The 12,873-nt window shown below is 55.7% G+C and carries 11 protein-coding genes and 1 pseudogene; 9 read left to right on the forward strand and 3 right to left on the reverse strand.

What is annotated here, in order from left to right; translation table 11 throughout:
- Positions 1-250 precede the first annotated feature (250 nt).
- Entirely contained in the window at positions 251-1,117 is an 867-nt protein-coding gene (locus tag ACWYRJ_RS13035) for an aldo/keto reductase family oxidoreductase (RefSeq protein ID WP_455508026.1), read from the reverse strand.
- 144 nt (positions 1,118-1,261) lie between these two features.
- Between ACWYRJ_RS13035 and tcp the strand changes: the two genes are divergently transcribed.
- Complete coding sequence (gene tcp, locus ACWYRJ_RS13040) at positions 1,262-2,923, forward strand: methyl-accepting chemotaxis citrate transducer (protein ID WP_455508027.1); 1,662 nt, start codon at positions 1,262-1,264, stop codon at positions 2,921-2,923.
- 27 nt (positions 2,924-2,950) lie between these two features.
- Here the strand turns inward: tcp and smrA are convergent, their stop codons facing one another.
- Positions 2,951-3,514 (reverse strand): DNA endonuclease SmrA, encoded by a 564-nt coding sequence (smrA, locus tag ACWYRJ_RS13045; protein WP_271367754.1) that lies wholly within the window; start codon positions 3,512-3,514, stop codon positions 2,951-2,953.
- 356 nt (positions 3,515-3,870) lie between these two features.
- Complete coding sequence (locus ACWYRJ_RS13050) at positions 3,871-4,782, reverse strand: LysR family transcriptional regulator (protein WP_455508028.1); 912 nt, start codon at positions 4,780-4,782, stop codon at positions 3,871-3,873.
- A gap of 175 nt (positions 4,783-4,957) precedes the next feature.
- Between ACWYRJ_RS13050 and ACWYRJ_RS13055 the strand changes: the two genes are divergently transcribed.
- The 8 genes and pseudogenes from ACWYRJ_RS13055 (at position 4,958) to ACWYRJ_RS13090 (ending at position 12,618) form a co-directional block, all read left to right on the forward strand.
- Positions 4,958-6,268 carry a M20 family metallo-hydrolase gene (locus ACWYRJ_RS13055; RefSeq protein ID WP_455508029.1) on the forward strand — a complete coding sequence of 437 codons (1,311 nt, stop codon included), beginning with the start codon at positions 4,958-4,960 and terminating at the stop codon, positions 6,266-6,268.
- Positions 6,268-7,713, forward strand: a complete 1,446-nt coding sequence (locus ACWYRJ_RS13060) for a M20 family metallopeptidase (protein ID WP_455508030.1) — start codon at positions 6,268-6,270, stop codon at positions 7,711-7,713. The genes ACWYRJ_RS13055 and ACWYRJ_RS13060 overlap by 1 nt, the downstream gene beginning before the upstream one ends.
- A 41-nt stretch (positions 7,714-7,754) precedes the next feature.
- Positions 7,755-9,281 (forward strand): p-aminobenzoyl-glutamate transporter, encoded by a 1,527-nt coding sequence (abgT, locus tag ACWYRJ_RS13065; protein WP_455508031.1) that lies wholly within the window; start codon positions 7,755-7,757, stop codon positions 9,279-9,281.
- A gap of 10 nt (positions 9,282-9,291) precedes the next feature.
- On the forward strand, positions 9,292-9,807 hold the full coding sequence (ogt, locus tag ACWYRJ_RS13070; protein WP_045401311.1) for a methylated-DNA--[protein]-cysteine S-methyltransferase: 516 nt from the start codon (positions 9,292-9,294) through the stop codon (positions 9,805-9,807).
- Positions 9,808-9,990: 183 nt separating this feature from the next.
- A complete protein-coding gene (locus ACWYRJ_RS13075; protein ID WP_455508032.1) occupies positions 9,991-10,710 on the forward strand; it encodes an FNR family transcription factor in 720 nt (239 codons plus the stop codon).
- A gap of 146 nt (positions 10,711-10,856) precedes the next feature.
- Positions 10,857-11,039 (forward strand): hypothetical protein, encoded by a 183-nt coding sequence (locus tag ACWYRJ_RS13080; protein WP_014883604.1) that lies wholly within the window; start codon positions 10,857-10,859, stop codon positions 11,037-11,039.
- A gap of 326 nt (positions 11,040-11,365) precedes the next feature.
- Positions 11,366-12,037 (forward strand): annotated as a pseudogene (locus ACWYRJ_RS13085) (SOS response-associated peptidase).
- Between the two features lie 275 nt (positions 12,038-12,312).
- Positions 12,313-12,618, forward strand: a complete 306-nt coding sequence (locus tag ACWYRJ_RS13090) for a transposase (protein ID WP_111965693.1) — start codon at positions 12,313-12,315, stop codon at positions 12,616-12,618.
- Positions 12,619-12,873 lie beyond the last annotated feature (255 nt).

Genomic DNA, 12,873 nt, shown 5'->3' on the forward strand with positions numbered 1-12,873 from the left:
CGGATCGGACAGGTTGAGAATATGAGCGTAGAGGGACTTTTCGTCCATGGCGGTGACCTCTGGCGATTAAATACACCATTATCATGCCTTCAGCCACCACATCAAGGGAAGACCCATATAAATACAGTATTACGGATTGTGGACAAGGATCAAGGTCATTTCCGGAAGCGAACCCAAACGCATTGAAGTGTCAGAAGATTTAAAACGCGCAAAGCCCGGAAGCGCATGTCGGGCTTTGCGCCTGTGACGATCAGTCCATCAGCGTATTCAATGTTTCCAGCGCGTCAGGCGGCAGCTGCAGTTCCCCCGCCGCGAGGTTTTGCCGCAGATGCGCCACGGAAGAGGTGCCCGGGATCAGCAGAATATTCGAAGAACGCTGCAGCAGCCATGCCAGCGCAACCTGCATTGCCGTGACGCCCAGTGAATCCGCGACAGCCTTCAGCCCGGAAGATTGCAGCGGCGTAAAGCCTCCCAGTGGGAAGAACGGCACATACGCAATCCCCTGCTGCGCCAGCAGATCCACCAGCGCGTCGTCACCCCGGTTCACAATGTTGTACATGTTCTGCACGCACACCACCGGCACCATCTTCTGCGCTTCTGCAACCTGGGTGGCCGTGACGTTGCTCAGGCCAATATGCCGCACCAGCCCCTGCTGCTGTAATTCTGCCAGGGTGGAGAGCGGTTCAGCAATCGACCCTTCCGCAGGCCCGTGTGCGCTAAACATGATCCGCAGATTCACCACGTCCAGCACGTCCAGCTGCAGATTACGCAGGTTGTCATGCACCGCCTGCGTCAGTTCCTGTGCGGAAAAGGCCGGCAGCCAGGCGCCTTTGTCGTTGCGACGGGCGCCAATCTTGGTGACGATCGTCAGATCGTCCCGGTAAGGATGAAGCGCCTCGCGGATCAGCTGGTTGGTGATATGAGGACCATAAAAATCACTGGTATCAATGTGGTTCACCCCCGCCGCCACCGCTTCGCGCAGCACGTCCAGCGCGGCCTGCTTATCCTTCGGTGGGCCAAAGACGCCCGGCCCGGCGAGCTGCATCGCACCGTAGCCCAGTCGTTTCACCATCCGCGTCCCGAGCGCGTACGTCCCGCTTTTATCAATGCTGCTCATGTTAACCTTCCTCATAAAAATGATCCGGATTTACAACAGGTTCCTCACCGGAGCCCTTAGTTAAGCGCGAGTTAAATTAAAGTTTAAATTCTATACGACGATAGTATTGGTGTACCTCTGCATCCTTTCTAACGGACGACCGCTATGCTGAAAAATCTGCACGTGATTACCGGAATTATCTTTGCCCTCACCATATTCTGTCTGCTGCAAGTTGTCACGGGAGGGTTGTTCTACTCTGCCGTCAGCAACGATCGCCATAACTTCCAGAATTCCGGCGTGCTCAACGCCCAGCAGGAAAGCCTGAGCGACAGCGTGAACACGCTGGTGAAAACGCGCGTCACCGTCACCCGCGTGGCGATCCGCTACCTGAAAAACCAGCGTGACCCGGCTTCCCTTGCGGCGATCAATAAACTGCTGGGCACCGCAGGCGACTCGCTGGCAAAAGCCGAAGCCTATAACAAAGAGTGGCAGAAACTGCCGCAGGTTAAGGGCCAGGAGGCGGCATTGACCGACGAGATGCAGAAATCCTGGAACCAGATGCACGAAGTCATGCGTTTATCAATTGAGTATCTGCGCGCCGACAACTATCAGGCCTATGGCGATCTGGACGCCCAGCAGGCACAGGACGAGATGGAAGCGGTCTATAACCGCTGGCGCGCCGAAAACAATACCCTGCTGAAGGCGGCAACCGAAGAGAACCAGAGCAGCTTCACGCAGATGCAGTGGACGCTGGCGGCAATTCTGCTGGCCGTGATCGCGGTTCTGGTGGTCATCTGGCAGGGGTTACAGCACCTGCTGTTAAAACCACTCCACTCCATTATGAACCATATTCGCGCCATTGCAGGGGGCGACCTGACGCAGGATATCGCGATTTCGGGTCGCAATGAGATGGGCCAGCTGGCCGCCGGCCTGCATGAGATGCAGCAGTCGCTGGTAACCACCGTCAGCGCCGTACGCGGAAGTACCGATTCCATCTACACCGGCGCAGGTGAAATTGCCGCAGGGAGCAACGATCTTTCCGCTCGCACCGAACAGCAGGCCGCCTCGCTCGAAGAGACCGCTGCCAGCATGGAAGAGCTGACCGCGACGGTTAAGCAGAACTCCGATAACGCCCGTCAGGCCACGCTGCTGGCGAAAAACGCCTCTGAAACGGCCGCGCGCGGCGGTCACGTCGTGGATAACGTGGTTCGCACCATGAACGAAATCGCCGACAGTTCGCAGCAAATTGCGCATATTACCGGCGTGATCGACAGCATCGCGTTCCAGACCAACATTCTGGCGCTAAACGCCGCGGTGGAAGCGGCACGCGCCGGGGAACAGGGCCGTGGTTTTGCGGTTGTCGCAGGGGAGGTCCGTACCCTGGCGAGCCGCAGCGCGCAGGCGGCGAAAGAGATCAAAGGGCTTATCGAGAACTCCGTCAGCCGGGTGAATACCGGTTCTGAGCAGGTCAGCGAGGCGGGCACCACCATGAAGGAAATTGTCGCCGCCGTTACCCGCGTGACCGATATCATGGGCGAGATTTCCTCTGCCTCTGACGAGCAGAGCCGCGGCATTGAGCAGGTGAGCCTGGCCGTTTCGCAGATGGATAGCGTGACGCAGCAAAACGCCGCGCTGGTGCAGGAATCCGCCACGGCGGCGGCGGCGCTGGAAGATCAGTCCGAGCAGCTGCGCCAGGCGGTGGCCGCGTTTCGTCTGAACGGCAAAGAAAAAGCGGTAGCCCCACGCCCGGCCAGCGTGAAAACGCCTCAGCTGTTGCGCCCGGCAACCGCAAACGCCTCCACCGACAGCAACTGGGAAACCTTCTGAGTTTCAGGCGGGCGAGAATATCGCCCGCTAGCGGCTGCGCTTGGCGTGTCGCTCCCAGTTCTCCTGTTTTGCTTCATCGGATTTACGCAGTGAAACATAGCATGCCCCGCTGCCGCCGTGATGCGGCAGCGCCACGCAGAAGGCCTGCACTTCCTCGAACTCGGTTAACCAGCGTGCCAGATAGCTGCGCACCACATTGGGATGCGAGTTTTGCTCGCGCCCTTTCCCGTGAATGATAATCAGATTGCGTAACCCGTCTCGTCCGGCCTGGCGAATAAAAGAATAGAGCATCTGACGGCAGCGTTCGGCAGGCTGACGCAGGAGGTTTAAGCTGGCCTGGCGGGCATATTTACCCGAGTGCAGCTTATCAATAACGCCCTGCTGTACCCCTTCGCGCTGGAACGCCAGCGGTTCTTCCAGGGGAAGCAGGTCAAGAAAATCCAGCGTAAGGAAGTTATCCAGCTGTTCGCTATCCACCTCCTGGCGCGTCCGCGTATTGCGGCTGGGCTGCCAGTGAATATCCGGGCCACGCTTCAGCGGCTGGACATCTTCCATGGCGTCAAGAAAAAAGGATTTGTCGTCAGGGTTCATGGATATCCTCCGGCTACAACTGAGGACGGTACTATACCTGCGCCCGAGACAGGCCTCAATCACCGTTACAGGCCGCCGTGGGCCATAAATATTAACCTGATGAATATATATAGTATTTATAAAATGGATTTAAATCAGACTTAACTAAAATTTCAGCAAGAATGAAATAAGTGATTTGTGTTAAATTTTCGTAAAATCAAACACTCAACACCCTTCCATTTTGCGGAAAAGGTGTTATACCTAAATATACCTGCTTCATGGATATAATACTCAGGATTGGCGAAAGGACGCACTGCTGTGTGTACTGGAGGATCTGTCTGATGTCGGGCAGATCCTGTTTTTTTATTATCTCACTTTCACGCCACGATTATTTTCCTCGCTTCTCTCCTGAATTGCGTAATTAATGATTCAGCAAGGGGCGTCTGACGTGAATCACGGCGCTGAATTAAATAATATGCTGCTTTGGGAAGCGATTCGACAACCGGTAACATGACCAGGCGGTGCGCCAGAAGCGGGTCACAGCCTAACTCCTGCGGCAATATGCTTAAAAAATCACTTTGCGCGACCAGGCTAATACAGGAAGGAAATGTTTCGCAGACCACACCAATTCGCGGTATTTGCGAGCGATGGCTAAATACCTCTTCTAACTGCTTATAATAACTTCCCCGCGGCGTCGGCATTGTCCAGTTATAATGCAGAAGTTCATTAATCGACGTTGCCCCCGTTGCCGGATGCCCTTCGCGACAAAATACCGCAAACGGCTTCTCGAAGAGTTTTTCAAACGTAAATTCCTGGTCGTAAGGTCCCTGATAATAGGTGTTAATGGTGAAGTCCAGCTCGCCCTGGCGTAATTCATTGATCATCGACACCAGCTGCCCTTCCATTATCCGCACCTTGACCTGCGGATGCTGCGCATGGAAGCGTGTGATAACGGCGGGCATAAGCGTGCGCGAAACGCTGGCTCCCATTCCGATGTTGATCTGCCCGGCCAGCTCACCCTGCCGCTGACGGATGTCATCCTGCGCGGCACGCAGCTCTTCCAGAATCAACCGGGCGCGCTGGTAAAAGCCCTCACCGCATTCGGTCAACGCGACGCCCTTACTCCTGCGCACGAAAAGCTGCGCCGCCATGCCCTCCTCCAGCTCTTTGATGGATTTGGTCAGCGCCGGCTGCGAAAGATTCAGCGTCCTGCTGGCACCGCGAATGCTGCCCTGACGCGCAACCTCAACAAACGCCCGGATTTGATGAAATTTAATCTGGAATGTCATAGCCCGACCGATAACCGTTGTTTATCAGAGTAAAGAAACTGTCATCTACTTTAATGGAAAGGGATGTGCGAGGGTAATTCCTGAACGGTTAAAACTGTGAAAAATCGGTTGGTGATAAGTAAAAACTATCACAGCGTGAAGCAGTTCACATATTTTAATGATGACAGGAACAGATATGGACACACTGGCGCAGTACATCCAGACGTTAACGCCGCAGCTGAGCGCGTGGCGTCGCGATTTTCACCATTTTGCGGAATCCGGCTGGGTAGAGTTTCGTACCGCCGCGAAAGTCGCGGAAATACTGGACTCGCTGGGTTACGCACTGGCGATGGGCCGCGACGTGGTCGATGCCGAAAGCCGGATGGGGTTACCCGATGACACAACCCTGGCGCGAGAGTTTGCCCGCGCGCGGGCGCAGGGCGCGCCTGAGAAATGGCTGACGCCGTTTGAAGGCGGGTTTACCGGCATTGTCGCCACCCTGAATACCGGCCGCCCGGGCCCAACCCTGGCGTTTCGCATCGACATGGACGCCCTTGATTTAAGCGAAGCGCTTGACGACAGCCATCGCCCGTTCCGCGACGGGTTTGCCTCCTGCAATCCGGGCATGATGCACGCCTGCGCGCACGACGGCCACACCACCATTGGTCTGGGGCTGGCACAGGTGCTTAAGCAGAATGAAGCCCGGCTGAACGGCACCATCAAGCTGATCTTCCAGCCTGCCGAAGAAGGAACGCGCGGCGCGCGCGCCATGGTTGCTGCCGGGGCGCTGGATGACGTGGACTATTTCACGGCCATTCACATTGGCACCGGCGTACCTGCGGGGACGGTAATCTGCGGCAGCGATAACTTTATGGCCACCACCAAGTTCGACGTGAGCTTCACCGGCGTGGCCGCGCACGCGGGCGGTAAGCCGGAGGACGGTCGTAACGCCCTGCTCGCCGCCGCGCAGGCCGCCCTCGCCCTGCACAGCATCGCCCCGCACAGCGACGGCGCATCCCGGGTGAACGTCGGGGTGATGCAGGCGGGCAGCGGGCGCAACGTGGTCCCCGCGAATGCGCTGATTAAGGTTGAAACCCGCGGCGAAAGCGAAGCGATTAATCAGTATGTCTTTGAACGCGCGAAGGCGGTGATTACCGGCGCGGCGGCGCTCTACGGCGTGAGCGCGGAGATGCGCCTGATGGGGGCTGCCACCTCCAGCGCGCCGACGCCGGCCTGGGTTGATTATCTGCGCGAACAGGCGAGCCGGGTTTCCGGGGTTGTTCACGCCATCAATAAGGTGAAAGCGCCAGCGGGTTCCGAAGACGCCACGCTGATGATGGCCCGCGTGCAGCAGAACGGCGGCATGGCGTCCTATATGGTGTTTGGCACGGATTTGAGCGCCGGGCATCACAACGAAAAATTCGACTTCGATGAGCAGGTGATGCCTGTCGCCATCGAAACGCTGGCGCGAACTGCGCTTAATTTCCCGTGGACGCGAGGTGTGTAATGCAGGAGAACTACGCTTTTATTGCCGATGCGATCGACACGCGATGTCGGACGTTAGCCGATATTGCCGACGCGATCTGGGATCGTCCCGAAACCCGCTTTGAAGAGTTCTGGTCCGCCGAACGGCTGGCCAGCGAGCTGGAAGCAGAAGGCTTCACGCTGACCCGCGAGGCAGGCGGTATTCCAAATGCCTTTATCGCCAGCTTCGGCAGCGGAAAACCGGTTATCGCCCTGCTGGGCGAGTACGACGCGCTGGCCGGGTTAAGCCAGCAGGCACACTGCGCGACCGCGCAAACCGCCACGCCGGGGGCTAACGGCCACGGCTGCGGGCATAACCTCTTAGGCACCGCGGCGCTTGCGGGCGCTGTGGCGGTGAAAAGCTGGCTGGAGCAGCACGGCGGCAGCGGAACGGTGCGTTTTTACGGCTGTCCCGGCGAGGAAGGCGGCTCCGGGAAAACCTTTATGGTGCGCGAAGGGCTATTTGATGACGTCGATGCCGCCGTCACCTGGCACCCGGAAGCCTTTGCCGGGATGTTTAACGTCAGCACGCTGGCGAATATTCAGGCCGCCTGGCGTTTTCACGGCGTGGCGGCGCACGCGGCCAACTCCCCCCATTTGGGACGCAGCGCTCTGGACGCCGTGACGCTGATGACCACCGGCACCAACTTCCTCAACGAACACATCATTGAGAAAGCGCGCGTCCATTACGCCATCACCGACACCGGCGGGATTTCCCCCAACGTGGTACAGGCGCAGGCCGAAGTGCTGTACCTGATCCGCGCCCCGGAGATGGCCGATGCGCAGCAGATCTACGAACGCATCGAGAAAATTGCCCAGGGCGCGGCGATGATGACCGAAACCACCGTCGAGTGTCGCTTTGATAAAGCCTGCTCAAGCTATCTGCCGAACCGCACGCTCGAGGCGGCGATGTATCGCGCCCTGCAGCACTACGGCACGCCGCAGTGGACCGAAGAAGAGCGAAAATTTGCCCGCGAGATCCGCGCCACGCTGACGCACAACGATCTGCAAAACAGCCTGAAAAATATTGCCGCCACGGGTGGCGACGCGGGTAAAGCCTTTGCCCGTCGTCATCAGGCGACGCTGCTGGTAGATGAAGTCGCGCCTTACGCCGTCACCGACAACGTGCTGGCGGGTTCAACCGACGTGGGCGACGTCAGCTGGAAAATGCCGGTGGCCCAGTGCTTCAGCCCCTGCTTTACCGTCGGCACGCCGCTGCACACCTGGCAGCTGGTGTCTCAGGGGCGAACCTCTATTGCCCACAAAGGCATGCTGCTGGCCGGGAAAGTGATGGGCGCAACCGCGCTCAATCTGCTGCAGGACGCATCGCTGCTGAAAAAATGCCGTGAAGAGTTTGAACAGCAAATACAAGAAAAACCGTACGCGTGTCCGATCCCACGGGGCGTGACACCGTCACCTTTAAAATAAAAAAACATAACACAACACAACAACACTCCCGAGGAACGCCCATGAGTATGTCATCCATACCTTCGCATTCCCCATCCGGTAAGCTCTATGGCTGGGTTGAAAGGATCGGCAATAAAGTGCCGCACCCTTTCCTGCTGTTTATCTATCTGATTGTGATTTTGATGGTCGCCACCGCCGTGCTCTCCGCCTTTGACGTCAGCGTGCGCAGTCCGGCCGACGGCAGCCTGGTGGCGGTGAAAAACCTGCTCAGCGTTGAGGGGCTGCACTGGTTTTTACCCAACGTGATTAAAAACTTCAGCGGCTTCGCCCCGCTGGGCGCCATTCTGGCGCTGGTGCTGGGTGCCGGACTGGCCGAACGCGTGGGCCTGCTGCCCGCATTGATGGTAAAGATGGCTTCTCACGTCAGCGCGCGGTACGCCAGCTACATGGTGCTGTTTATCGCCTTCTTTAGCCATATCTCCTCCGACGCCGCGCTGGTGATCATGCCGCCGATGGGGGCGCTGATCTTTCTCGCCGCCGGGCGCCACCCCGTGGCGGGCCTGCTGTCGGCGATTGCGGGCGTGGGCTGTGGATTCACCGCCAACCTGCTGATCGTCACCACCGACGTGCTGCTCTCGGGCATCAGTACGGAGGCGGCGAAAACCATTGATGCGGCCATGCACGTCAGCGTGATCGACAACTGGTACTTTATGGCAAGCTCGGTCATTGTCCTGACGATTGTCGGCGGGCTGATTACCGATAAGATCGTCGAGCCGCGCCTGGGCAAATGGGAAGGCCGTAGCGATGAAAAGCTGGAGACGCTGAGCGAAACGCAGCGCTTTGGCCTGCGCGTGGCGGGGATTGTCTCGCTGGCTTTTATCGCGCTGGTGGCGCTGATGGTGGTGCCGGAAAACGGCATATTGCGCGATCCGGTTAAACATACGGTCCTGCCTTCGCCGTTTATCCAGGGCATCGTGCCGCTGATTATTCTGTTTTTCTTTGTCGTCTCGCTCGCCTACGGTATCGCCACCGGCAAAATCCGCCGTCAGGGCGATCTGCCGCAGCTGATGATCGAGCCGATGAAAGAGATGGCGGGCTTTATCGTGATGGTGTTCCCGCTGGCCCAGTTTGTGGCAATGTTTAACTGGAGCAACATGGGCAAGTTTATGGCCGTGGGCCTGACCGACGCGCTGGAGGCTGCCGGGCTAAGCGGCGTACCGGCGTTTGTTGGCCTGGCGCTGCTGTCATCCCTGCTGTGCATGTTTATCGCCAGCGGCTCCGCCATCTGGTCGATTCTGGCCCCGATCTTCGTGCCGATGTTTATGATGCTGGGTTTTCACCCGGCGTTTGCCCAGATCCTGTTCCGTATCGCGGACTCCTCGGTGATACCGCTGGCGCCGGTCTCGCCGTTTGTTCCGCTGTTTTTAGGCTTCCTCCAGCGCTATAAACCCGAGGCCAAACTGGGTACCTACTATTCGCTGGTTTTACCCTACCCGCTTATCTTTTTAGGGGTATGGCTGGTGATGCTGGTGGCATGGTATCTTGTCGGCCTGCCGATTGGGCCGGGAATATACCCGAGGCTGAACTGAAGGAATGAGGATGCTGAGATTACTCGAAGATAAGATTGCGACGCCGCTTGGACCGCTGTGGGTTATCGCGGATGAGACGTTCAATCTGCGCGCCGTTGAGTGGGAAGAGCACAGCGACCGCATGGAAGAGCTGCTCAATATTCATTACCGCTTGCAGGGTTATGAACGTATCAGCGCCACCAACCCGGGTGGGCTGAGCGACAAGCTTGCGGCGTACTTCGAAGGCGATCTCAGCATCATTGATACTCTGCCGACCGCCACGGCTGGCACGCCTTTTCAGCGCGAAGTGTGGCAGGCGCTGCGGTCGATTCCGTGCGGGCAGGTCATGCATTACGGCCAGCTCGCGGAGCAGTTAGGCCGCGCAGGCGCTGCACGCGCGGTGGGTGCCGCTAACGGCTCTAACCCGGTCAGCATCGTGGTACCCTGCCATCGCGTCATTGGCCGCAACGGTACCATGACAGGCTATGCCGGTGGCGTGCAGCGAAAAGAGTGGTTGCTGCGTCACGAAGGGTATCTCTTGCTCTAGTTCCCAGGCTTTTTGTGCTTAATTTTCTACCGGTTAGGCTAAAAATCCATAATCAAGCTGTGGAATTTCAAGAAGATGGCGACGCATTGTCGTCTCTTGTCCTTATTGAGGGTTTGTCAGGCTTACGTACTTACCAAAAAGATGTTAAAATTGACCAATATCAATTAAGGCTTGAGCAAACCTATGATCCCGGAAAAGCGAATTATACGACGCATTCAGTCTGGCGGTTGTGCTATCCATTGCCAGGATTGCAGCATCAGCCAGCTCTGTATCCCGTTTACCCTGAATGAGCATGAACTCGATCAGCTTGATAATATTATCGAGCGTAAGAAGCCTATTCAGAAAGGGCAGACGCTGTTTAAAGCGGGAGACGAACTGAAATCGCTCTATGCTATCCGTTCTGGCACCATCAAGAGCTACACCATCACCGAACAGGGCGATGAGCAGATCACCGATGCCATCGGTACGGGCCACCACCCGAGCTTTGCTCAGGCACTCGAAACCTCGATGGTTTGCGAAATTCCGTTTGAAACCCTGGACGATCTGTCCGGCAAGATGCCTAACCTGCGTCAGCAGATGATGCGTCTGATGAGCGGTGAGATCAAAGGCGATCAGGACATGATCCTGCTGCTTTCTAAAAAGAATGCCGAAGAGCGCCTGGCCGCGTTTATCTACAACCTCTCCCGCCGCTTCGCCGAGCGTGGCTTCTCGCCGCGTGAATTCCGTCTGACGATGACGCGTGGCGATATCGGCAACTACCTGGGTCTGACCGTGGAAACCATCAGCCGTCTGCTGGGTCGTTTCCAGAAAAGCGGGATGCTGGCCGTTAAGGGTAAATACATCACTATCGAAAACGGTGAAGCGCTGGCCGTTCTTGCCGGGCACGCCCGTAACGTGGCGTAACACTCCGCATATTGATGACCAGACTGATAAATTCTTGTGATTTATTGGTCTGGTGTAATCACTTCCGTTTCAAGATATTTTCACCGTAGTACGTCCCCACACAGCGCCCGAAAGGTTCTCGTTGAGGTTATGAATTGAGAGAAAGTTTGTTTTTCGTTTCAGTCGTGATTGCCTCAGTGACCTTTATCTTCATCTGGATCATGCTTGTCGGCCCAATGAAGGGGGAAGAAAAAACCTACGTCCAGGACTCCACGACCTTTGCGATAGCAGTGATGGTGCTGCTGTTTATTGCGTTTATCGCGGTGACGACCACGGTGCTTTTCCTCTGATAAATTTTCATGACTTATAAATATGGTATGTAGACCCTTCAACATTCAATAATGTTATCAAAGAAAAATGACATTTTGGTTCGTTATCAGACGATAACGGAGAATGTAGGATAATCAAACGCCCTAAAAACTCCCCCCAGCAGCTCATTTCGCCGCCCAACATCCTCCAATTTTGCGTAGCTACTTCCCGTTTCGCAACGTGTCGCTTTACCTTCTCTCCCCTCAAGAGCATATTCCCCACCGATCCGTTTGTAAGACTTTACCAGCGCGCGACTTTTTCTCCCTGCCCTTTACTTTCATTCTGACTGACTGACTGGAGTTTTTTTATGTGTGGAAGTTTTGCACAAGTCCAACCCCGTGAAGAATACCTGCTATATCTTGCCGACGAAGACGACCATGACATCGTATACGACCCGGAGCCGATTGGCCGGTACAACGTCGCGCCCGGTACTAAAATTCTGTTGCTGAGCGAACGCGACGAGCAGCTGCATCTTGACCCGGTCCTGTGATCCTACGCGCCAGGCTGGCGGGACAAAGCACCATTGATAAACGCGCGCGTCGAAACGGTCGCCACCAGCAGAATGTTTAAACCTCTGTGGCAGTATGGCCGGGCAATCTGCTTTGCAGACGGTTGGTTTGAGTGGAAAAAGGAAGGCGATAAGAAGCAGCCCCATTTCATTCATCGGGCAGGTGGCCAGCCGATATTCATGGCAGCGGTCGGCAGCACGCCATTTGAGCGTGGTGATGAATCAGAGGGATTTCTTATCGTGATGTCTGCAGCGGATAAAGGCCTGGTCGACATTCACGACCGTCGTCCTCTGGTTCTGCGATCAGAAGCTGCCCGCAAGTGGATGCGGCAGGATATAGGCGGGAAAGAAGCTGAAGAGATTGCTGCCAACGGAGCAGTACCCGCCGACGAGTTCATCTGGAACGCCGTGACGCGCACCGCGGATAATGTGAAAAATCAGGGGCCGGAGTTAATCGACGTGATCCTATAAAGAAACAAGAGAGCCACATGACTTCCGAAATGAGAGAACAGCAGGTGTTCGGAATGCATGCGTACATAACGGTTTCATGAGTCATAGGAAGTAGGTCACGTCAGCTGGCAATAAGGCTGGTAAACGATTCGATTTTTGCATGCGCTTTATAATATTACGCAAATAATTCAATGTATTACACGTCATGTTAGGCTATTTTAGATTTCCCTATTTATTTGTATTGTATCTCCTATCTTCGGTTTGTATATTCATGCAGACAAACCAGGAGAATCGCCATGATTTACATTGAACGCCTTGAATTTATTCATAAAAGTGGAGACGTACTGTATCCCGTGAAAATAACCAGAAAATCATCGGGGAAAACAGCCTTCCACCTTGTGCCATTCGGTCTGGATAAGACTGTGGATCTTGTTGAGGTAGAAGATCCTTTAGAAGCCATTAGGCTGGTTATTGATGAGAGTCATTCCATTCGCTGCAGCACCCTAACCGCTACTATTACGGATAAAAATGGCAAGCGGATTAAGCGAACAGGCATATATAGCATTAACGGGGCTAACATTAGAGAATACAACGTCAGGTAATGGCGCAAAACGGGCCAGGGCATAAGCAAATTTTACCGAACCTTTAGCAGATCTGTATATTTTGTCGTATACAGCGGCGACAGCATTTATCGCTTCATCTGCCACTGCAGCTGAATGCCCTGCCCTCCAAAGTAGAGCATCCCTTTCTCTTGCTGCGTTAGTGCACGACCAGATTCCCGTTCTTTTGCAACCAAGATAGCTATCAATGCGGGGATGAAAACAATTGTCATTTGTAGTTTGTCACTGCCATTTCGA

The organism is Enterobacter sp. (assembly GCF_977039595.1).

Excerpts from the sequence above, each read along its gene's own strand:
- ACWYRJ_RS13060 (WP_455508030.1), top strand. The coding sequence starts at position 6,268 with ATGCAGGAGAACTACGCTTTTATTGCCGATGCGATCGACACGCGATGT.
- ACWYRJ_RS13090 (WP_111965693.1), top strand. The coding sequence starts at position 12,313 with ATGATTTACATTGAACGCCTTGAATTTATTCATAAAAGTGGAGACGTA.
- ogt (WP_045401311.1), top strand. The coding sequence starts at position 9,292 with ATGCTGAGATTACTCGAAGATAAGATTGCGACGCCGCTTGGACCGCTG.
- ACWYRJ_RS13055 (WP_455508029.1), top strand. The coding sequence starts at position 4,958 with ATGGACACACTGGCGCAGTACATCCAGACGTTAACGCCGCAGCTGAGC.
- ACWYRJ_RS13050 (WP_455508028.1), bottom strand. The coding sequence starts at position 4,782 with ATGACATTCCAGATTAAATTTCATCAAATCCGGGCGTTTGTTGAGGTT.
- smrA (WP_271367754.1), bottom strand. The coding sequence starts at position 3,514 with ATGAACCCTGACGACAAATCCTTTTTTCTTGACGCCATGGAAGATGTC.
- abgT (WP_455508031.1), top strand. The coding sequence starts at position 7,755 with ATGAGTATGTCATCCATACCTTCGCATTCCCCATCCGGTAAGCTCTAT.
- ACWYRJ_RS13035 (WP_455508026.1), bottom strand. The coding sequence starts at position 1,117 with ATGAGCAGCATTGATAAAAGCGGGACGTACGCGCTCGGGACGCGGATG.
- tcp (WP_455508027.1), top strand. The coding sequence starts at position 1,262 with ATGCTGAAAAATCTGCACGTGATTACCGGAATTATCTTTGCCCTCACC.
- ACWYRJ_RS13075 (WP_455508032.1), top strand. The coding sequence starts at position 9,991 with ATGATCCCGGAAAAGCGAATTATACGACGCATTCAGTCTGGCGGTTGT.